Here is a 21,633-nt window from a genome sequence, read left to right on the forward strand (position 1 = left end):
GCACCCCCGCCCGCCCACCCGGCGGGTGGGGGTCTCTTGTTTAGCCCGCGGTAGTAGGCTGTCAGTCGTGAATGATGCACCAATTGGGATCTTTGACTCCGGGGTTGGGGGACTCACCGTCGCCCGCGCCATCCAGGACCAGCTGCCGCGGGAGGAGATCCTCTACGTCGGGGACACCGCGCACTCGCCCTACGGACCGAAGCCGATCGCCGATGTGCGTCGATACTCCCTCGAGGTGATGGACGACCTGGTTGCAAAGGGCGTCAAGATGCTCGTTATCGCCTGCAATACGGCCTCCTCTGCGGTGCTGCGCGATGCCCGCGAACGCTACTCGGTGCCGGTTATCGAGGTGATCCAGCCCGCGGTGCGCAGCGCCGTCCGGGTGACCCGCAATAACCGGGTGGGTGTGATCGGCACCGCCGGCACCATCCGCTCCCGCGCCTATCAGGACGCCTTCGCCGCGGCTCCCGAACTCAGCCTGTTCACCCAGGCCTGCCCGAAGTTTGTCGAGTTCGTCGAGAGCGGCATCACGACCGGACCCGAGGTTCTCGCGGTGGCCGAGGAATATCTGGGGCCGCTTCGTGACGCCGGGGTCGACACCCTGGTGCTCGGCTGCACGCACTATCCCTTCCTCAAGGGTGCGATCAGCTATGTGATGGGCCCCGATGTCACGCTCGTCTCGAGCGACTCCGAAACTGCCAACGATGTCTACCGTCAGCTGGTTTCGATGGGGCAGGAGCGCACCGCGATCACCCCGCCCCAGCACCACTACGAGGCCACCGGGCAGAGCGAGAGCGAGTTTCTTGAGCTCGCCACCCGTCTGGTGGGCCGCGAAATCAACCACGTGGATCTCGTCCAGACCGGCGTGATCGACCTCAGTGAACTGCGCGCCCTGAAGGGCGAAGCCTCGAACCCCGCCTAGTTTCTCGGCGCACCCGCGCCCACCCGAACACCCCACCGTTTGATCCGGCAAATTCCTTGCCCCAACCCAAAGGAGCTCCGCGTGAGCAACACCACCCGCGCCGATGGCCGCACCCCCGATCAGCTGCGCACCATCACCATTGAGCCCGGCTGGAGCCCCCAGGCCGAGGGATCCGCGCTGATCAGCTACGGCAACACGCGGGTGCTGTGCACCGCCTCCTTCACCCCCGGTGTGCCGCGCTGGCTCACCGGTAAGGGCAAGGGCTGGGTGACCGCCGAGTACGCGATGCTGCCGCGCGCCACGAACTCCCGCAACGACCGCGAGGCCGTCCGCGGCAAGGTGGGTGGCCGCACCCACGAGATCTCCCGCCTGATCGGCCGCAGCCTGCGCGCCGTGATCGACACCAAGGCGCTCGGCGAAAACACCATCGTGATCGACTGCGATGTGCTGCAGGCCGACGGTGGCACCCGTACCGCCGCGATCACCGGTGCCTATGTGGCACTGGCGCAGGCCATCGAGTGGGCGCGCGAGCGCAAGCACATCGCCGCCAAGGCGCAGCCGCTGACCGACTCGGTCGCCGCCGTCTCGGTGGGTATCATCGATGGTGTTCCGATGCTCGATCTCGCCTACGTCGAGGACGTGCGTGCCGAGACCGACATGAATGTCGTGCTGACCGGCGACGGCCGCTTCGTCGAGGTGCAGGGCACCGCCGAGGGCGCACCGTTTGACCGCGACGAGCTGAACGCGCTGCTGGATCTCGCGGTTGGTGCCTCCGCCGATCTCAAGGAGTTCCAGTTCACCGCGCTCGAAGGCGGCACTCGATGAGCCTCGAGGTTGTTCTTGCGACCCACAACCAGCACAAGGTAGACGAGTTTCAGAAGGTCATCGGCGGAGCCCTGCCCGGGCTCAACATCGTCGCCTATGACGGCCCGGATCCGGTCGAGGACGGCACGAGCTTCGCCGCCAACGCGCTGATCAAGGCCCGCGCGGCCGCCGCCCACACCGGCAAGATCGCGCTCGCCGATGACAGTGGCATCGCCGTTGACCTCCTGGGTGGCTCGCCTGGTATCTTCTCGGCCCGCTGGGCGGGGCCGGGCAAAAACGACCGCGCAAACCTCGAGCTCCTGCTGGCCCAGCTCTCGGACATCGCGCCCGAGCACCGAGCCGCACAGTTCGTCTGTAACATCGCGATCGTGAACCCGGGGGTGGACGGCTCCGAGCCCAGCGAGGACGTGGTGGTGGGCATCTGGACCGGAGCCCTCGCGACCGAGCCCCGCGGCGAGCACGGCTTCGGATACGACCCGATCTTCCTGCCCGCCGAGTTTGAGGTTTCCGCCGCCGAGCTCACCCCGGAACAGAAGAACCAGGCGAGCCACCGTGCGCGCGCCTTCGAGCGTGCAATTCCGGTCCTGATGGCGCTCACCGGACCCTAGAAAGTCCCGGTCAGGGGGATATTGATAACTGCTATCATTCCTATCTAGGGTGTCCCCCTGGCCCTTTCTTGCGGGGCTTTGTACCGTGGAGTTATGGCACACGATCACGCTCCCGCACACACGTCCAGGAAACGCCTCCTGGCGGCCATCACGATCATCGGCACGGTGTTCATCGCCGAGGTGATCGGTGGCATTATTAGCGGCTCGCTCGCGCTGCTGGCGGACGCCGGCCACATGCTGAGCGACCTCATCGGCCTCATCATCGCCCTGAGCGCGATGATCCTCGCGACGCGTCCGGCCACGGCCAAGGCGACCTACGGGTACCGGCGCACCGAGGTATTTGGTGCGCTGATCAATGGCCTCATCCTCTGCGGCGTTTCGGTGTTCATTACAATCGAGGCGATCAAGCGGCTGACCGACCCCGGCGAGGCAGAGATCCTGCCGATCCCGATGCTGATCGTCGCGATCGTGGGCCTCGGCGCCAATGTCGCGGCGATGCTGCTGCTGCGCTCGGGCGCGAAGACGTCGATCAACATGCGCGGCGCGTACCTCGAGGTGTTTGGGGACATGCTGGGCTCGGTCGCGGTCATCGTGGCCGCCATCATCATCCTGTTTACCCAGTGGGCACCGGCCGATGCCATCGTCTCGCTCGCTATTGCCGCGTTCATCATCCCGCGCGCATTCCTGCTGCTGCGCGACGTGTGGCGGGTGCTCAACGAGTCCACCCCCACCGAAATGTCGGTCGAGGAGGTGCGCGTACACATCGCCAAGACCGAGGGGGTTGTGGAGGTGCACGACGTGCACCTGTGGTCGATCACCTCGGGGGAGCACGTCTTTACCGCCCACGTGGTGGTGGAGGACGCCGTGTTCGATCGCGGAGACGCCGGAAAGATGCTCGATCACCTCTCCGACTGCCTGCACGATCACTTCGATGTCGAGCACTCCACCTTCCAGCTCGAACCCGTGCGTCACGCCGAGCACGAGCGCGAGGTGCACGTGTAGCGGGGCGTGCGCCCCGCCTACTGGGGCCACATACGTACGGAGGTCACCGCGATTACTGCACCCTTTGGGGGCACGTAATCAGTAGACTGGGAATGAGCAGAGAATCTTCTTAGCGCTCACCCATGACACTCCCCAGGTTCTGGGTGTACCCCGAAAGTACCTCCCCCAATGCCCAAGCATGCCGCGCGCCCGCGTCCGTCCCGTACCCGACCCCGACGCGTTCTCGGACGACTCGTCCTGGGGCTCGGGCTCCTCTCGTTTGCCGCTCTCGCGATCGGCCTCTCTGCCCTCGCACCGGACGGTGCTTCCGCCGAACAGCGGCCGGCAGAGGTTTTGGCCGCAGACGTTTCGGGCGCAGAGTCTCGGAGCGCGGGGATTCAGAGCGCAGCGGCCGAGGCGGCGACCCCGCAGGTTCGCGCGCTCCAGACGATGATGCTCGCAACCATGGCGCTGCCGGGGGACTGGGATCTCGGGGTCGGGATCACCACCGCGAAGACGCCCAACCCGGCCGGCCCGCTGCGCCCGGGCGACACCATCACCTATACGGTGACGGTGAGCAACCCGGGCAAGAACGCCTGGACAAAGACCAGCCCCGCGCGCGTGAGCGTGGACCTCGGCGACCTCCTCGATGACGCCCGCCTGGTATCAAAGGGTGCCTTCTCCCAGCAGGGCTCCGAGCCGACCCTCACCTGGTCTGGGGAGCTCGCCGTGGGAAAATCCCAGGTGCTGACCTTCACCGCGCAGGCCGACGACTTTCACCGCGGAAACGATCGTCTGCGCCTCTCGGCCTGCGCGAGCGCCGTGCCGGGGGATCCGAGCGCCGAGGCCGTGTCTCGCTGCACCACCAACGGCCTCGAACTGACCCGCGGCACCGCCGACCTCAGCGTTACCCACCGCTGGGCGAAGGTGAGCGGGAGCAGCGGCACGCAGATCATGCCCGGAGACGTGCTGCAGCTGCACGTGGCCGTCAAGAACACCGGTGACTTCGCCTACGTGGGTGCGAGTACCTGGTCGCCCGATCGTCGGGTGAACCTCGGCCTCGATCTGGCCGGGGTGCTGGACGATGCGGAGTTCACCGCGGCCCAGTCCGGTGCCAGCGTGTACTGTTCGGCCCCCACCTCCTGGGACTCCTTCTACTGCCCGCCCGTGCCGAAGCCCGCCGCGGGCAGCACGGTGAGCGTTTCGCTTGCCCTCGCCCCGGGGGCCACCCAGTACCTCAGCGTGCGGGTTACCGCCTCGAACCGCTTCACCGGGGATCAGCGTCTCGACTCCCTCGCACGCGCGAGCGTGAATACCGGCGTCTCGAATGATTCCGGCGACGCGGATGATTCCACGATCACCCGGGAGCAGGGCCTGTCGCTCACCCTCGAGCGGGTGTTCCCCGAGGCCGAGCTCTCGCAGACGATCACGAAGGTGGGCGGTGCCTCCGGCTCCGACCTGCGGCCCGGCGACACCGTGCAGATGGCGGTGCGGGTCAAGAACACCGGAAAAACCGCGTGGACGGCCCCGAGCGCCTGGTCAGCCGATAAGCGGCTGACCATCTCCCAGGACATTACCGGCTTCCTCGATGACGTCGTGTGGGGTGGCGCGCAGCATGGCACCAGCATTTACTGCCAGGCGGCCAACGCCTGGGACAGCTTCTACTGCCCGATGGTGAGCCAGCCCACCTCCGGAGTGATGAGCGCCACGGTCTCGCTGGAGCCCGGGGCGACGTATGCGTTCAATGTGCGCGGCACGATTCGCAACGATTTTCCCGGCGATCAGAAGCTCGTATCGGCGGCCCGGGTAACGGGGGATCCCGGCAACGCCGACCTGCCTGATAGCGGCCGCATCCTGCGCGAGGATACCCGTTCGGTGAGTATTGAGCGAGTGTATCCGGAGGCGAAGCTGACCCAGGCCATCACCAAGGTGGCCGGTGCGTCCGGTACCGCCCTGCGACCCGGCGACACGGTTCAGATCGCCGTTCGGGTCACGAACACCGGTAAGACGGGCTGGACGGCGGCTAATGCCTGGTACGTCGATAAGCGCCTGACCCTCACTCAGGATCTCTCCGGGTTCCTCGACGACGTGGTCTGGAGCGGTGGGCAGCAGGGTGTCAGCATCTACTGCCAGGCACCGAACGCCTGGGACAGCTTCTACTGCCCCGCCCTCTCCGTCCCCGCCGCGGGCCAGGGGCTGTCGACCACCTTCGCGCTGGATGCCGGAGCCACCCAGGCGTTCAACGTGCGCGGAAAGATTCGCAACGATTACACGGGAGATCAGGACCTCACCTCGGTCGTGAGCCTCACCGGCAACCCGCTCGATCCCAGCCGCGAAAACGGCGGGGCAATCTCGATGCCCGATCGCACCTCCGTGTCGTTTGAGCGGGTATATCCCGAGGCGGAGCTCACTCAGGTGATCACCAAGATCGCGGGTTCCCCCGGTACGGATATGCGCCCCGGCGACACCGTGCAGCTCGCGGTGCGGGTCAAGAACACCGGCAAGACCGGGTGGACGGCCGGATCCGACTGGGCGGTGGATCGCCGGCTCACCTGGAAGCAGGACGTCTCGGGGTTCCTCGACGATCTCGTCTGGAGCGGTGCCCAGCAGGGCGTGAGCGTCTACTGCCAGCCCACCAACGGCTGGGACACCACGTATTGCCCCGCCCTCGCGATGCCCGGGCCGGACGGTGCGCTCACCGCAACGTTCCCACTGGAGGCCGGGGCGACTCAGGCGTTCAACGTGCGCGGTGTGATCCGCAATAGCTACCCCGGTGATCAGAAGCTGACCGCGCTGGCCAGCGTGAGCGGCGAATCGGCCAACCCCGCGCTGCCCGACGGCGGGCGGATCACCCTCAGCCGCGACACGACCGTGCCGTTCGAGCGGATCTACCCTCGCCTCGAGGTCACCCAGACCATCAGTAAGGATCCCCAGGGGGGATCGCCCGGTGCCGAGATTCGCCCGGGTGATGCGGTGCAGATCGCCGTGCGCGTCAAAAACCCGGGCTCGACCCCGTGGACCGCGCCGCAACCCTGGGCGGAGGATCGCCAGCTCACCCTGACCCAGGACATCTCCGACTTCCTCGATGACGTGTCCTACTCCGGTTCCCAGTCGGGATCCTCGCAGTACTGCCTCTCGACCACCTCCTTCGGCGATGGCAACTACTGTCGCGACCTCGGCCCCGTCTCCGCACAGGGCACACTCACCACCCGGTTTGCCCTCGATCCGGGGGCAACCCAGTCGATCAACCTGCGCGGCACCGTCAAAAACACCTATCCGGGAAACCGGAACCTGCTGAGCACGGTGACGGTGAGCGGAAATTCCGGCGAGCGGGACGCCCCCGAGAACGGGATCATCACCCGCAAAGTCACGACCGAGCGCCCGATCACCCCCGTGTATCCGACCCTCTCGATGACGCAGGCCATCAACAAGGCCGGTGGATCCACCGGCACCCAGCTACGCTCGGGCGACACCGTGCAGATCGCGGTGCGGGTCACCAACACGAGCGCGACGCCGTGGACCGACCCGTCGGCCTGGGCCGAGGATCGACGGCTGACCCTCAGCCAGGACCTCTCCGGATTCCTCGATGACGTCGCCTACCTGGGATCCCAGGGTGGGACCGGCAACATGTGTCAATCGACCACCGCCTTTGGCGACCAGAACTACTGCCGGGACTACGGTCCGCTCACCGATGCGGGCACCCTCGGCGCGACGTTCTCGCTCCCGCCGGGCGCCACCTACGCGTTCAACGTGCGTGGCACCATCCGCAACGATGTGCCGGGCGACCAGATCCTCCGCAGCATCGTGCGGATCACCGGTGCCTCCGGAGACCCCGCTCTGCCCGGTGGCGGCCGCATCGACCAGAGCATCACCACCGAGGTGCCCTTCATCGCGGTGTATCCGGAGATGACGGTCGCCAAGCAGTGGAGCAAGGTGTCCGGCAGCACCGGGAGCGAGATTCGCCCGGGAGATGTGCTGCAGTACGGCCTGACCATCACGAATCCCTCGACCGCGGCCTGGACGGCCCCGAGTAACTGGGCGGCCGATCGCCGCCTCACCCTGCGCGAGGATCTCGGCGGGGTGCTCGACGATGCGAACCTGCTGGGCATGCGCGGCGGTGCCACCACCGTGTGTGCGGAACTCAGCCAGAGGGGTTCCACCTGGGAGAACAGCCCCTGCCCGCAGATCGGTGGGCCCGGAACCGACGGAAAGTTTGAGCACACGTTTACCCTCGCCGCGAAGGCCACGATGTACGTCGTGGCGCGCGTGCAGGTGACCGACCACTTCACCGGGGATCAGAAGCTTACCGCCGACGCCTGCGTCAGCGGCGACTCGGGAAACATCGCGCTGCCCGCGGGGTCGATCATCCGCGGATGCGTGGACTGGTCGCACGATCTGTCGAAGGTATATCCCGAGGTCACCATCAAGCAGGGCTTCACCAAGACCCCGAATCCCACCCGTCCGCTGCGTGCGGGGGAAACCGGGGAGTTCACCATCACGGTGAAGAACCCGGGCGGCGGCGGCTGGAACGCCCCCTCCTCCTGGGCGGCCGGAAACCCGCTCACCGTCAGCGAGGATCTCCGCGACATCCTCGACGACGCGGTGCTCGTGGGCGTTCCCTCGGGCGGCGCAACGATCAGCGGCTCGACCCTGAACTGGACCGGTGCGCTCCCGGCCGGTGGCACCCAGACCATCACCCTACGGGTGCGCGCAGGTCAGGGCACCGACGCGGCCGGAACAACCCCGCGGATGCTCATCGGCGAGGCCTGTGCGAGCGGCGACAGCCGAAACCCCGCGCTCGCCGAGTCGACCCTCCGGGCCTGCGACGCGGTGCGCATCGGCATCGGCGAAAACTGGCGGATGAGCCTCAGCGTGACCGACCAGCACGGCACCGAGCTGGAAAGTGGCACCGCCGTCCATCCGGGCGATGAGCTCACCTACGCGGTGCGCGCCGAGGCGATCGGTGGCTGGCCGGTGGAGGGCGTTCAGATCGCCGCCGACCCCTCGAAAACCCTCGGTATCGCCGAGCTCGAGGGCACACCGGAGCTGCGCATCGGCACGGACCCCGCCACCGAGCTCGACCTCACCGACGGCCGCGTCGTCACGCCCCGGTTTGAGCTGCCCGGCAACCGCCCGGCCGTGCTCAGCTACTCCGTCGTGGTGCCCCGAGACCTGCGTCACGGGACCCTGCGCGACCTCGCCGTGGGTACCGCTCAGGTGCCCGGCATCGGCGATATCGCGCCGATCACCTGCGGCCCGAGCACGCATCCGTGCGCGGTTGAGCTGAACCTTGCCCCGGCCGGCCCGCGGGTCACCACCACGGTGAGCCGGGGCGGCGTCCCGGTTACCGGCAGCGCCGTACGGGGAGAAACCCTGGACTACCGGGTGGTTGTCGAAAACCCGGGCCCCGGTTCGTGGTCCGACCGCGCGCCGATCGCCGTGACGAACGATCTGCGCGGCATCCTCGATGACGCCGCCGACATCACCTCCGCCCAGCTGCGGGTGGGCGATGCCGCCGCGGTGACCGTGCCGGTGGAGGGCGGCCAGATCCGCTGGACGGGAGCGCTGCCCGCGGGGGAGCACGTCACCATCGAATACTCGGCCGTGGTCGCGCACACCGCGGGTGCCGGCGATCTCACGCTGCACGGAACCGCCTGCGCGGGGGAGCCCGCCGAAAACGGCGACCTCGGTGAGGGCCGCGCGTGCGCCGACGTGTCCACGCCGATCCTGAGCTCCTGGACCCTCAGCAAGACCGCCCTCGATGCCGACGGTGAACCCCTCGCCGCAAACGCCGAGGTAACCGGCGGCGACACCATTCACTACCGGATTACCGCGCGCTGGCTCGCCGACAACACCGCCGAGCGGATTGTGCTTTCGGATCGCCTCGCCGGTATTCAGGGCGCGACCGAGCTGAGTGGAACGCCCGAGCTGCGCGTCGCCGGAGGTGCCGCCCAGGCCGTACCCGTGCGGGACGGCGTGATCATGGCGCCGGTGTTTGATCTGGCGCGGGACCAGAGCGCGACCCTCGACTACGCGGTCATCGTGCGCGAGGGCCAGCACGGGGCCACGATCCGAAACGAAATCCGCGGCACGGGCATTCACCCGCCCGCCCGCTGCGACGTTCATACATCCCCGTGGAACCTCGAATCCGAGTGCGTCACCGTGCAGCACGTGGTGGACGAGCGAATCACGCTCGCACACCCCGAGGTAACCGCCGCGGTCTGCCTGCCCGAGGGCGGGTTCTCCGTTCCCGAGGTGCGTCTGCCGGCCACCACCGGAGTGAGCTACGAGATGACCGGTGAACCGGTGGCGGGCGGCAGCGTCACCATCACCGCCACCTCGCTCGAGGGGCATCCGTTCCGTCCGGCAACGGGCTGGACGCTCAGCGCCGACCGCCTGAGCGCGACCCTCAGCATCGCCCTCGCCGAACCACACTGCGGTGAGGAACCCGGAACCCCGGGCACCGATACCCCGGTTACCCCGGAATTCCCCGACTGGTCGCACGACCCCGTCTGCACCGACGGCGTCCCCGCGCCACCCTGGATCAACCTGCCGGTCACCCCCGGCGCGTACTACACGATCACCGGTCAGGTGGCGGCGGGTAAAACCATCACGATCACCGTGCGGATGATCCCCGGATACTCCCTGGTGACCGTACCCGGATGGACGATGGCCGCCGACGGCCAGAGCGCCAGCTACTCGCTGACGTTCCCCGAGGCCCCCGACTGCTCGGGAGGGCCCACCACCCCGACCACCCCCGGAGGCGATGGCGGCGCGGGCCTGCCTACGAGCAACTGGAACATCACCAAGACCGCGCTGGATGCCGATCGGGTGCCGCTGCCGGGCAAGACCGCGGTGACGGAGGGCGACCTCGTCACCTATGAGGTGTGGGCCCGTGTCGCGGAGTCCTCCGCACCGATCACCGGAATCGTGCTCAGCGACGATCTGCGCCGCGTGCTGGGATCCGCGCGCCTCGAGGGCAACATCACCCTGCAGATCGGCACGGCCGCCCCGATTCGGGTGGATCCGCCCGCCGCAGGCTCCACCATTCTCGCCACCCCCGCGTTCACCCTGCAGCCGGGCGAGAGCGCCGTGCTGCGCTATCGGGTGCGGATCACCGCGGTGGATCAGCAGGCGCAGCGCGACGGCCTGATCAACCACGTGTGGGGCTCCGGCTCCGCCGCCCCGAACGCATGCACCACCGCCGACGATGCTGCGCCGGGCTGCGGCACCAGCACCCCGGTAACCCCGCGGAACCCGGGCGGTCCCGGTACCCCCGGCGACGGCGGTACCGGCCCGGGCGATGGCGGCACGGGCGGCCCCGGGGACGGCGGCACGGACCCCGGAACCGGCCCGGGGACGGGGATCCCCGTGACACCGCGTGACCCGATTATCACCGAGCCGGGCTGTGTCGCCGGAGTCTACGTCAAGCCCACCCTCACGGTGCTCCTGACCCCCGGGGTTTGGTACGACGTGACCGGTGAGTTTGCGCCCGGAAAATCTATCGTCATCACGGCCCACGCGGAGGCGGGATACCTCATCTCTCCGCAGTTCGGATGGGTCACCGCGGCCGATCGGAAGATCGCCACGAAGACCGTATCGTTCCCCGCGAGCGACTGCCCGATCATTCCGGGGGAACCCGGCGAGCCGGGTAAGCCGACCGAACCGACTACGCCGACTGAGCCGGGTAAGCCGACCGAGCCGGGTAAGCCGACCGAACCGACTACGCCGACCGAGCCGACTACGCCGACTGAGCCGGGTAAGCCGACTGAGCCGACTACGCCGACTGAGCCGACTACGCCGACTGAGCCGACTACGCCGGGCACTCCCGGAAAGCCGGGTCTTCCCGGCATCCCGGTCAGCCCCGGCACCCCGGGCGCACCCGGTGCTGGGCCCCAGACTCCCGGGCTGAGCGCGACCGGCGTCGTCCCCGGCACGGATACCGCGGCGGTCCTCGCGATGGTCCTGTTCGCCGCCGGGTTCATCCTGCTGCGGGCGAACCGCCGAGGCCGTCGCGACGAAAGCCGGTAGGGCGGGCACTGCGTCGCGGACTCCCGCCCGGAGCGGGCAGCAACACAAAAGGGTGTGGCCCCGGATCCGAAGATCCGGGGCCACACCCGTGGGACCAGCCTAGGCGGCGGGGGTGTCGTTCTCGGGTGCCTGTGCGGCTTCCGGGGCCTGCGCGGCCTCGGCAGCCAGACGCTTGCTCTTGCGGAAAGCCATGAAGTAGTGGATGGCGGCCGGGCCGACCGACAGCGCCACGGCGCAGAGCAGGATGATGTCGATGTACGAGCTCACAAAGTTTGCCACCGGCGGGATATACCCGATCAGGTAGCCGAAGTAGGTGAGACCGGTACCCCAGATGAGAGCACCGATGAGGTTATACAGCGAGTACTTGCGGTAGTTCATGTGTGAGACACCCGCGGCTACCGGCGCGAACGTACGCACGACCGGCACAAAGCGCGCAATGATGATCGCGAGGGCGCCCCAGCGCTCGAAGAACTTGTTGGTGCGCTTCACGTTTTCGACGCTGAACAGCCCGGATTCCTTGCGCTCAAAGATCTTTGGCCCGAACCGATGGCCGATGAGATAACCCACCTCACCACCGACAAAGGCGGCGACTCCAATCAGGAGGGCAACCCACCAGATGTGCATGCCGAGACCATTGCTGGTGCCGTTGTTGCTGAAGAGTCCGGTGATCACGAGCAGGGTGTCGCCGGGGAGCATGAAGCCCACCAGCAGTCCGGTCTCGGCAAACACGATCAGGCAGACAACGAGCACGGCCCAGGGGCCGGCGGCTTCGAGGATCGAGTTGGCGTCAAGCCAGGGAATAAGGGCGGTATGCATGAATGAATCGCTCCGATAATTGATGGCACACCCGCAGACGCACCGAGAGGGGACACGACAGAGTCTAACGCGAGGTGGTACCCCTCCGGGTCGGTGTGCCGCAAGATCATTCCAGCGGATGACTGACGATAACGATTGAATTGCGATGCCATTGCGGACAGAAAGTGGACCCGCGACACGCCCTCCGGTGTGTCCCCAGCGGCGGGGCTTAGGATACTGATCGGAAGGGAACTCTGCCGAAATGAAGCACAGGTTTGGTATTGCCGCGATTGTGGTCGCCGTCGTCGCCCTCAGCGGGTGCGCCTCCGGGCCCACCGCGATTAACAACGGCGAGTTTTCCGCCCGCGCCCAGGCGCTCAAGAGCTATTCCACCATTCCCACTGGCCGCCTCATCGAGTTCGCCCGTGACTTCTGCTCCCGGCTGGAGGCCGGCGGCGACAGCGAGGCCAAGCTTCGCGAGATTTCGGATGAGTATCGCCGGGTATCCATCGCCGACGGTCGCACCGCCGATGACGCCGACTCCTTCATGAGCACGGCCACCGCGCGCTACTGCCCGGACCTCGGCGAAAAGCTGAAGTAGCCAAACACCTCAGATTAATCACCCGTGTTCGGGTGACACCCCCTGATTGCCGCGCGGCCGTGCGGTTTTTGACCGTTGGTCATATGAATCATGACTCCTATGATTATGAGCATCGCACGGTCATCACCACGACGACAGGGGAGTTTTGTGGCGTTAGCACGGGGTTGGAAGCGTAATCGTCGACGAGGGGTTGCACTGGGGCTAGGGGCGCTGTTAGCGCTCGGCTTCGTCTGGGCACCACAGGCATCGTTTGCGGCGGACCCAACGGCGGTACTCGGCATCGAAAAGAAGGCCTCCGCGGCCGAGGTGAAGCCGGGAGAAACCCTCACCTACACCGTCGAGGTGTCGTGTTCCACGATCAGCGATGTGGGCTGTGTGGGAGCATCGTTTACCGATGCCGTTCCGCCGGAGTTCATCATCGAATCGGTGAATGTCACTAACGCCCCGCACCTGGACCCTCAGGTAAACGGGCAAAACGTCACGGTTATCTTCAACGAGGAGCTCGACGAGGAGCGGATCGGCCTGGTCGCCAACGCCATCGGAACCGTCACGATCACCGTGCGCCTTCGCGACGATGTCGCATATGAGAAGAACGGCGTGAAGCTCCCGAACACCGCAAAGGTCACCGCGGATAACGCCGAGCCGAAGTCGTCCACGGCCTCCGTCACGCCGATCGTTGAGAAGAAGCTCAGCACCGAGGCCACCAAGTCCTTCAGCCCGAAGATCGGGCAGGCAAAGCCCGGTGCCCCCACCCAGCTGACCATCGGCGGGGCCAACAAGAGCAATGGCGGGGTCGATTCGATTCAGCTGACCGACCCCACCGACCCGAACGCCCCCGGTAACCCGTTTGAGCACCTCGCCATCACGGGCGTCTCCTCGGTGAACTGGCCGGAGGGGGCCAACACGGTGCTGGTTGAGTACTGGAACGGATCGGCCTGGGTATCCACCGGTTCGGCCGCGACCAAGCCCGGTGCGCCGAACGCGCCGCCGGAGAGCGCCACCGGCATCCGCGTGACCTTCACCGACTCCGCGGGTAAGCCCCTGCCCGCGGGCGCGACCGGCGGGCTCGTTCTGGATCTCGAGCAGCGCGATTCGGTCGCGGATCTCGAGGAGTCCCTCGTCGTGCGAAACACCGTCGAATCGGTGGTGACCAGCGGTACTGAGTCCTCGAAGCCGAGCACCGCTACCGATGACTATAAGATCGTGACCGAACCGATCACGGTGAAGGCCAGCAAGTCCTTCTCCCCGGACGTTGTCCTGCCCGGGGGAGCATCCACCGTGAAGCTCGGTGCTTCAAACGCAGGCGAGACCCCGTTGGGCACCCTGGTGATCCGCGAGCCCGCCGAAGGACCGTTTGATTCAAACCTGACGTTCACCGGCTTCACCGGTGACGTTGAGTTCCCGCAGGGCGCCGATAAGGGTGCCATCGTGATCGAGTACATTGACACCAACGGTGACCCGCAGAGCTTCTCCGCAGACCTCACCCCCGGGGGCGGATACCCGCCGCTTCCGGCAGACTTCGGCTCCCTGATCTCGTTTGAGATCACGTACACGAACACCGATTCCTCGCCGATCATCGCCGGGGCCGAGACCTCGATCGAGTTTGGCGTGACCGCCGCCGAGGGGCTGGCGAAGGACACCAAGATCGACAACGTCGTGGGTGTGACCGGAACCAGCGTCGACGGCACGGACGAGGCCAACGATAAGGCCAAGGACACCCTGACCATTGACGAGCGTCGGGTCGAGCTGAATACCGAGAAGACCATCAGCCCCGGCAAGATCTGGGGCTATAAGGGCGAGGTTGCCACCGTTAAGCTCCCCACCACCGTGGGGTTGAACTCCACGACCAACGCCCAGCAGATCGTCGTGAACGAGCCCGAGCTGGGTGCTAATGGCAACCCGGCCGCCTCTGACTGGTGGGACCACTTCACCCCCACGGCAATTACCAAGACCGATGTCCCCGAGGACACCACCCTGGTGGTGCGGTACTTCGATAAGGTGTCCGGCACCTGGCAGACCCTGCGCGGCGGCACCCTGGAGGGTGCTGACTCGCTGACGGTGATCATCCCCGAGAACCTGCGCGACATCATCGGTGGCCTGCAGTTTGAGTTCACCAACACCGCGGACGGTTTTGCTCCGGAGACCAAGGTGCAGCCGAACATCACGACAGAGCTGAAGGAGAGCCTGCCCGGCACCGATCAGGGCGGGAAGGACATCAGAGTAGAGAACTGCTCGAGCGCGTCCGCCACGGGCGGCCCGGGTGTTACGCCCGCCGAGGCCACGGTGGGAAACCCGTGCCCCGCGATCGACATTCTGGCGCCGACCCCCGGCGAGCACGACCTCCTGGATAAGCACTGGACCTCCCCGGCCGACGGCCTGGTGGTTGCCCGCTCGGGTGATCACGCGATTTCCCGGCTGAACTGGTCTACCGATGGCCGCAGCGGATTCGACCGCGTGGTGATCGCCGATACCCGCGTGAGCCAAGACCTGAGCGCTGGGCCGATTGATCCGGTAGAGAAGACCACCTATCAGGCGTTCAACCTGGTGAAGATCCGGGCGATCACCGCCGAGATGGATCCCCACCTTCGGTTCGACCGCATCGCCGCGGTTCAGCTGTGGAACGGGAGCAGCTGGGCGAACGTCAAGAGCTCTGCCGTCGACGGATACGATCAGGGCTTCCTGCCGGAGCTCGCACTGGATGCGCAGGAGCAGGCGACCACCCTCGCGGTGCGCCTGATCGTGGAGGAGAACGCGGCCGCAAGAGAGGCCTCGAACGAGCCCGATGCCCCTCCGGTGGGCAGCGGTGTCGCCCGCTCAAACGGCAACGACCGGGCGTTGGATCTCGAGTGGGAGGTTCGCGACACCAAGCGGGTACCCGCCGATGGCTCGCAGCCGGTGCTCGGCAGCGAGCTGTACAACACGGACACCAAGGGCGACGTCAACAACATCGCCGGCGCTACCGCCTATGTGGATGGTGCTCCGGTGGCTCACGATCAGGACTCGGACATCATCTCGATCCTCGATCGGCCCCTGAACGTCAGCATCACCAAGGGCTGGAGCGGCGGCCCGCTCGGCATCCCGCCGACCGGCACCGCCACCGAGCTCTACCCGAGCGGGCGGGTAACCATCACCGCCACCAACGCGACGGTGGCCAAGGTGGATACCCTGAGCATCGTAGACCCGTCGCCGGGCGCGCTGACATCCAGCCCGTTCGACACGTTTGACCTTGCCAAGATCGTCAACATCACGGTGCCAAGCGGAACCACCAGCACAGCGGTGCGCTTCATTCGTGTTGGCGGTGCCGACCTGCGGCAGTACACGGTGGCCGAGGCGAAGGCGCTGACCGCGGCCGAGCTGGCCGACGTGGTCGGAATCCAGGTTGCGCACGACGGCCGCATCGTCTCGGCGGGGAAGTCGACGCTGACGATGGATCTGCGTCTGCGTGCCACTCACCGCAGCGATAACACTCCGGTGACCGTGGTGAACTCCCCGGTTGCGAATGAGGCTTCCGCTCGGGTCACCGATCCGGGCGGCGTCGGCGGGGTCCACGAGGTGACGGCGAAGGGCAGCGCTCAGATTGCCCTGGCCGAGCTGCGCATCGGCGTGCTGACCACGAAGTCGTTCGACCCGGCCGTGCAGTACGCGGAGCTTCTTCCCAGCGAGCCCGGTTACGACGAAGCTCCCTGGGATGCCATCACGATGACGCTTTCGGCGCGGCCGAGCGGTTCCGCGCGCCCCGCACAGATGGTGGTCACGGATGACACGCCGACCTTCTGGAACGCCTACCGTTTCGAGGGTTTCAAGACGGACTTCACGCCGGCAAAACCGATCGATCGGGTGAAGGTGGATGCCCTTGTGGGCGGCACGTTTGTGGAGGGCCCGGGTAACACCCTGACCCTCAGCGGAGGGCAGTGGATCGAGGGTGAGGCGGGTACCTCGTTCACCCTGCCGGACAGTGTGAACAACGCCGACGTACAGGGCCTGCGCTTCACGTTTGACCGTCAGGACGGCCAGCAGTGGGAGAACCCCTCCAACCCGAAGCAGGAGATCCAGCTGAGCGTCAAGCGACGCCCCTACCTGGCGAGCAGCACGACCGAACCGCGCATACCGGTGCCGTCGGACGCCCAACCCGCGGCCCCGGGTGAGGGGCTCCGTGAAAACGGTGGACACTTCACCAACACGGTTAACTCCGTGGTGACCGGGGCCGCGGTGTCGGAGGGGCAGCCCGCCCTGACCGCCGAACACTCGACGACCGCACAGGCGTTCTATGAGGCCGGTGGTACCGAGGTGTCGGTCAAGAAGACCCCGATTGGTGCGCAGATTCCCGGCCAGACGATTCCGTTTGTGCTGACCGTGTCAAACCCCGCCCCGGAGTCTGCGGGTATCGCCAAGGCGATCCTCAACCCCGTGATCACCGATGTGCTGCCCCTCGACGATGCGCCGGTGGAGGCGGACCGCAAACCGTGGCTGGTCTTCGACCCGGAGAGCACCGATCCTCGCTACGCGTATGCGTATCAGTCCGGTGCCACCCCCGGGGCTCCCAACCTCCCGATGCCGACGGACCCCGCGCAGATCACCGTGACGGAGTCGCGAAACTCTCAGGGAGAACCGACCGTTCTCGCATTTACGTTCCCAGAGGGAACCGTGCTGATGCCGGGCGAGAGTTACTCCATCACCATCAACATGATGTTCAGGCCCGGAATCAGGGCCGAGCAGCACGTGACGAATACGTTCGAGGTGATGGCGGATGAGCCCTTCAAGTTCTGTAACGGACGGGAGGACGTGGTGTTTGGTTGCGCGGCCGATACCGAGGTGTACCCGTCGGCGATCGGTGCCCTGCGCGGTCAGAAGTTCGTGAAGGCCGATGACACCGAGCTGGGTGTGACCAACGTCACCAACCCGGCCGCGACCTGCGCGCCGACCCTGGGTGACTTCTACTCGGGCGACTGCGTTCCGATCACGAAGCCCCTGGGCACCGAGACCTGGCGCGAGCGGGTGCAGAACACCGGCACGCTCGAGATGGATCGGGTGGTCACGATTGACCGCCTGCCCACCCCGGGCGACCAGGGCGCGCTCGTGCTCCTGCCGCGTGGCAGCCAGTGGCAGCCGCTCTGGACCGGCCCGGTGACCCCGGTGACGGAGGCCGGATACCGGGTGCCCGATGGCGTGGAGTACTACTACTCCACGGCCGACAACCCGTGCGTGGCTGATCTCAGCCCCGCGCATCCGGCCTGCCCGCCGGGAGCATGGATGCCGCTGGCCGAGGGCGTGGACGCGACCACGGTCAAGCACATCAAGACCGTATTCCGCTTCGATGAGAATCACTTCCTGCCCGGTGATCAACTGGGCTACACCTTCCAGACCCGGACCCCGGCGGTCTCGCCGGTGGCCACGGCCGACACCGTGGCGTGGAACTCCATCGCGATCGGTGCCGGTACCGTCCAGACCGATGGCGCCCCGATCGGCGATGTGCTGCCGACCGAGGGCCGCCGAGTGGGTGTGGCGCTCGCCACCGGGCCGCTCGCGGTGGAAAAGACCGTGACCGGGGTCGGGGCCGCACTGGCCCCGGCAGAGTTCCAGCTCACCGTGCTGTGCACCGTGGGGAAGGGCACCGCGTTTGAAACGGAGCTCGACCCGCGCACGATCACGGTGAAGGCGGGGGAGCGCTACCTCCTGCCGGAGCAGCTGCCCTGGGGCGCCGAGTGTGAGGTGCAGGATGTTCCGGGAGCAAACGGTGAGTCTGGATCCTGGTCGCCGAGCGGCCCCGTGACCATCGCGCGCTCGACCGAGGCGGTCCAGGTTGCAACCCTGGCCAACCGTTATGACCACACCGCCCTCGTGGTGGACAAGAAGGTCACGGGTGCCCTGCACGAGAACGGTGAGCCGGTGGACTACGGCTCGTTCGAGTTCTCGGTGGCCTGTACCTTCCTGGGCAACCCGGTACTCGCCGCGGGCTATGAGTCCTCGCCGATGGTGTTCACACTCGAGGCCGGGGATAAGCACCGCCTGGATGGGTTCCCGGTGGGTGCCGGCTGTGCCGTGACCGAGGAGACTCCGAGTGGTGCGGCGGTGTCGATCGAGGTGGCACCGGAGGGCGCGGCCGAGTCCGTCGAGGGCGGTACGGCGAACGTGATCCTGGCGCACGAGTCGGAGTTCACCCCGGCCGTGCAGGTGTCGGTGACCAACTCCTTCCCGCTGGGTGGAATCGACCTGCTCAAGAACGTCGTCGGTGATGGCGTGGCGGCGATTTCGGACGACACCACGTTCGAATTTGATCTCACCTGCCGGACCGAGCAGGAGGAGGTCTATCACGGCCTGCTGACGATGACCAAGGCCGAGGCCGTGGCGCAGAAGCGCGTACACGTCGGGGATCTTCCGCTCGGTGCGCTGTGTAGTCTCGAGGAGACCGATTCCGGTGGTGCCACCGAGAGCGTGGTGAACGTGGAGCGCGGCGTCCGAGTGACCCTGCCCGATAACGATCGCGTCTGGTACGTCGTGGGTGATTCCCGTGCACCCCTGGTCTTCCACGCGGTCAACCGCTTCGCCGCGGGTGAGCTGAGCGTGACCAAGGAGATCGTGGGTGCCGGTGCCGAGCGCTGGGGAACCGGACCGTTCGAGGTCTCCCTCGCCTGCACCCTGGAGGGTGCCGCGGTGAGTGTGCCCGACGGGGCGACCCGCGAGCTGACCGCCGCGAACGGTTTTGCCGCCGGATACTCGGGGCTGCCCGCGGGTGCCGCGTGTGTGCTGAGCGAAACCCGCACCGGTGGCGCGACCTCGAGCGCGATTGTGACCGCCGGCGGCGAGCCCGTCAGTGGCCCGATCACGATCGAGAGCGGTGCGGAGGTCGCACTGCGCGTGATCAACACGTTCGATACCGGTGACCTCGCGGTGATCAAGAAGATCGAGGGCGACGACGCTGAGCGTGCTCAGGATGCCCAGTTCGAGGTGGCCCTTGCCTGCACCGTCGACCGTGACGGCACGATCACCCCGATCGAGATTCCGAACGGTGCCACCCGCACGCTCTCGATCACGGATGGCCTGCGCGCAACCTACACCGAGCTGCCCGTGGGGGCCGCGTGTGAGCTGCGCGAGACCGAGACCGGCGACGCGACGAGCACCGAGATCACCCCGAACGCGGGCGACTCCGCGGTGGGCGTGGCCACGGTGGCCGCCGGCAGCACGATCGAGTTGAGCGTGGTCAACACCTTCAGCAAGACACCGCCGACGATCACCCCGACCCCGAGCCCGACCCCGTCGGTGCCGGGCGGAACCGGAACGCCGAGTGTTCCGCCGACCGTGCCGCCGACGGATGGACCGGGAGGCACCCCGAGTGTTTCGCCGACTACCCCGGGTGGCGAGCTCGGTAACACCGGTGCGCAGCTGCCCTGGCTGTGGCTGATCGGTGCCCTCGGCCTGCTGATCGGTGGCGCGGCACTGCGCATCCGCACCACGAAGCGCCCGGGAACGAGCGCCTAGCGGAAACGAACGAGCGGGGCGGTGGAGAAATCCACCGCCCCGCTCGTTGTTTTCAGTTGTGCGCAAGGCGGGACTTGAACCCGCACGCCCGAAGGCACAGGAACCTAAATCCTGCGTGTCTGCCATTTCACCACTCGCGCTGACGGACACCAGTCTAGCGTGCACGCTGCGCCGATGTCGCGTGCCCGGTAGGATGGATGGATATGTTAGATCTTGATCTGGGCGAGGAAATCGCCGCGCTGCGCAGCACGTTCGCCACCATCAGTGACGTGCTGGACCTCGAGCGGCTCCGCGCGGAAATTGCCGACCTCAGTGAACAGGCGGGCGCGCCGGACCTCTGGGACAACCCCGAGGCCGCGCAGAAGGTGACGAGCGCCCTGAGCCACAAGCAGGCCTCGCTCGGCCGAGTGACCCGGGTGGCCAACGGCCTCGATGACCTCGAGGTCCTCATTGAGCTTGCCAACGAGGAGGGCGACGAAGCCTCCGCGGCCGAGGCCCGCGCCGAGCTCGAGAAGCTGCGCACCGCCATCGGCGACCTCGAGGTTCAGACCCTGCTGAACGGCGAGTTCGATCCGCGCCCCGCCGTGATCACCATTCGTGCGGGCGCCGGTGGCGTCGACGCCGCCGACTTCGCCGAGATGCTGCTGCGCATGTATCTGCGCTGGGCCGAACAGCACAGGTACCCCACCCAGGTGCTCGACACCAGCTACGCCGAAGAGGCGGGCATCAAGTCCGCCACCATCGAGATCGATGCCCCCTACGCCTTCGGCACGCTGAGCGTCGAGGCCGGCACGCACCGCCTGGTGCGGATGAGCCCGTTCAACTCGGCCGGCAAGCGCCAGACCAGCTTCGCGGCGGTCGAGGTGGTGCCTCTGATGGAGGTTACCGAGTCCATCGATATCCCGGATAACGACATCCGGGTCGACGTCTTCCGCTCCTCCGGCCCCGGCGGCCAGTCGGTCAACACCACCGACTCCGCGGTGCGCATCACCCACCTGCCCACGGGCATCGTGGTGAGCTGCCAGAACGAAAAGTCGCAGATCCAGAACCGCGCCGCCGCAATGCGCGTGCTGCAGTCGCGTCTGCTGCTGGTGCAGCGCGAGCAGGAAAACGCCAAGAAGAAGGAGCTCGCCGGTAACATCACCGCGAGCTGGGGCGACCAGATGCGTTCCTACGTGCTGGCGCCGTACCAGATGGTGAAGGACCTCCGTACCGAGTACGAGGTCAACAACCCGAGTAACGTCTTTGATGGCGACCTTGACGGCTTCATCACCGCCGGTATTCGCTGGCGCAAGAGCACCCCGCGCGACTAACCCTCGCGGGGTAATCCCGAGAGTGTGTCCCCCCTTGGCGTGTCAACACGCAAAAAAGGCGGGGCATGCTTAGGCTCGAAA

General features: G+C 66.9%; 9 protein-coding genes and 1 tRNA gene. 8 read left to right on the plus strand and 2 right to left on the minus strand.

What is annotated here, in order from left to right; genetic code table 11:
* The first annotated feature begins 67 nt into the window (after positions 1-67).
* The 5 genes from murI (at position 68) to D9V32_RS06460 (ending at position 11,367) form a co-directional block, all read left to right on the plus strand.
* Complete coding sequence (gene murI / locus D9V32_RS06440) at positions 68-922, plus strand: glutamate racemase (protein ID WP_121648071.1); 855 nt, start codon at positions 68-70, stop codon at positions 920-922.
* 81 nt (positions 923-1,003) lie between these two features.
* Complete coding sequence (gene rph, locus D9V32_RS06445; protein WP_121648072.1) at positions 1,004-1,747, plus strand: ribonuclease PH; 744 nt, start codon at positions 1,004-1,006, stop codon at positions 1,745-1,747.
* A complete protein-coding gene (rdgB, locus tag D9V32_RS06450; protein WP_121648073.1) occupies positions 1,744-2,355 on the plus strand; it encodes an RdgB/HAM1 family non-canonical purine NTP pyrophosphatase in 612 nt (203 codons plus the stop codon). Before rph ends, rdgB begins: the two co-directional genes overlap by 4 nt.
* Positions 2,356-2,448: 93 nt before the next feature.
* Positions 2,449-3,357 (plus strand): cation diffusion facilitator family transporter, encoded by a 909-nt coding sequence (locus D9V32_RS06455; protein WP_121648074.1) that lies wholly within the window; start codon positions 2,449-2,451, stop codon positions 3,355-3,357.
* Positions 3,358-3,525: 168 nt separating this feature from the next.
* On the plus strand, positions 3,526-11,367 hold the full coding sequence (locus D9V32_RS06460) for a DUF7927 domain-containing protein (RefSeq protein ID WP_121648075.1): 7,842 nt from the start codon (positions 3,526-3,528) through the stop codon (positions 11,365-11,367).
* Between the two features lie 99 nt (positions 11,368-11,466).
* On the opposite strand, the gene D9V32_RS06465 is transcribed toward D9V32_RS06460, so the two are convergent.
* Complete coding sequence (locus D9V32_RS06465; RefSeq protein WP_121648076.1) at positions 11,467-12,183, minus strand: DedA family protein; 717 nt, start codon at positions 12,181-12,183, stop codon at positions 11,467-11,469.
* A 241-nt stretch (positions 12,184-12,424) separates the two neighbouring features.
* On the opposite strand from D9V32_RS06465, the gene D9V32_RS06470 reads away from it, so the two are divergent.
* Complete coding sequence (locus tag D9V32_RS06470; protein ID WP_121648077.1) at positions 12,425-12,763, plus strand: DUF732 domain-containing protein; 339 nt, start codon at positions 12,425-12,427, stop codon at positions 12,761-12,763.
* 147 nt (positions 12,764-12,910) lie between these two features.
* Positions 12,911-20,239, plus strand: a complete 7,329-nt coding sequence (locus D9V32_RS06475; RefSeq protein ID WP_183086204.1) for a DUF5979 domain-containing protein — start codon at positions 12,911-12,913, stop codon at positions 20,237-20,239.
* 59 nt (positions 20,240-20,298) lie between these two features.
* Here the strand turns inward: D9V32_RS06475 and D9V32_RS06480 are convergent.
* A tRNA-Leu gene (locus tag D9V32_RS06480) sits at positions 20,299-20,379 on the minus strand.
* A gap of 63 nt (positions 20,380-20,442) precedes the next feature.
* Between D9V32_RS06480 and prfB the strand changes: the two genes are divergently transcribed.
* Positions 20,443-21,552 (plus strand): peptide chain release factor 2, encoded by a 1,110-nt coding sequence (gene prfB, locus D9V32_RS06485; RefSeq protein ID WP_121648079.1) that lies wholly within the window; start codon positions 20,443-20,445, stop codon positions 21,550-21,552.
* The last annotated feature ends 81 nt before the right edge of the window (positions 21,553-21,633 follow it).

Origin of the sequence: Mycetocola tolaasinivorans (assembly GCF_003667565.1) — a bacterium.
Taxonomy (GTDB): domain Bacteria; phylum Actinomycetota; class Actinomycetes; order Actinomycetales; family Microbacteriaceae; genus Mycetocola; species Mycetocola tolaasinivorans.

What these genes read in the sequence shown, in the direction of transcription:
- rdgB (WP_121648073.1), top strand. Translation starts at nt 1,744, where the DNA reads ATGAGCCTCGAGGTTGTTCTTGCGACCCACAACCAGCACAAGGTAGAC.
- D9V32_RS06460 (WP_121648075.1), top strand. Translation starts at nt 3,526, where the DNA reads ATGCCCAAGCATGCCGCGCGCCCGCGTCCGTCCCGTACCCGACCCCGA.
- D9V32_RS06470 (WP_121648077.1), top strand. Translation starts at nt 12,425, where the DNA reads ATGAAGCACAGGTTTGGTATTGCCGCGATTGTGGTCGCCGTCGTCGCC.
- prfB (WP_121648079.1), top strand. Translation starts at nt 20,443, where the DNA reads ATGTTAGATCTTGATCTGGGCGAGGAAATCGCCGCGCTGCGCAGCACG.
- D9V32_RS06465 (WP_121648076.1), bottom strand. Translation starts at nt 12,183, where the DNA reads ATGCATACCGCCCTTATTCCCTGGCTTGACGCCAACTCGATCCTCGAA.
- D9V32_RS06455 (WP_121648074.1), top strand. Translation starts at nt 2,449, where the DNA reads ATGGCACACGATCACGCTCCCGCACACACGTCCAGGAAACGCCTCCTG.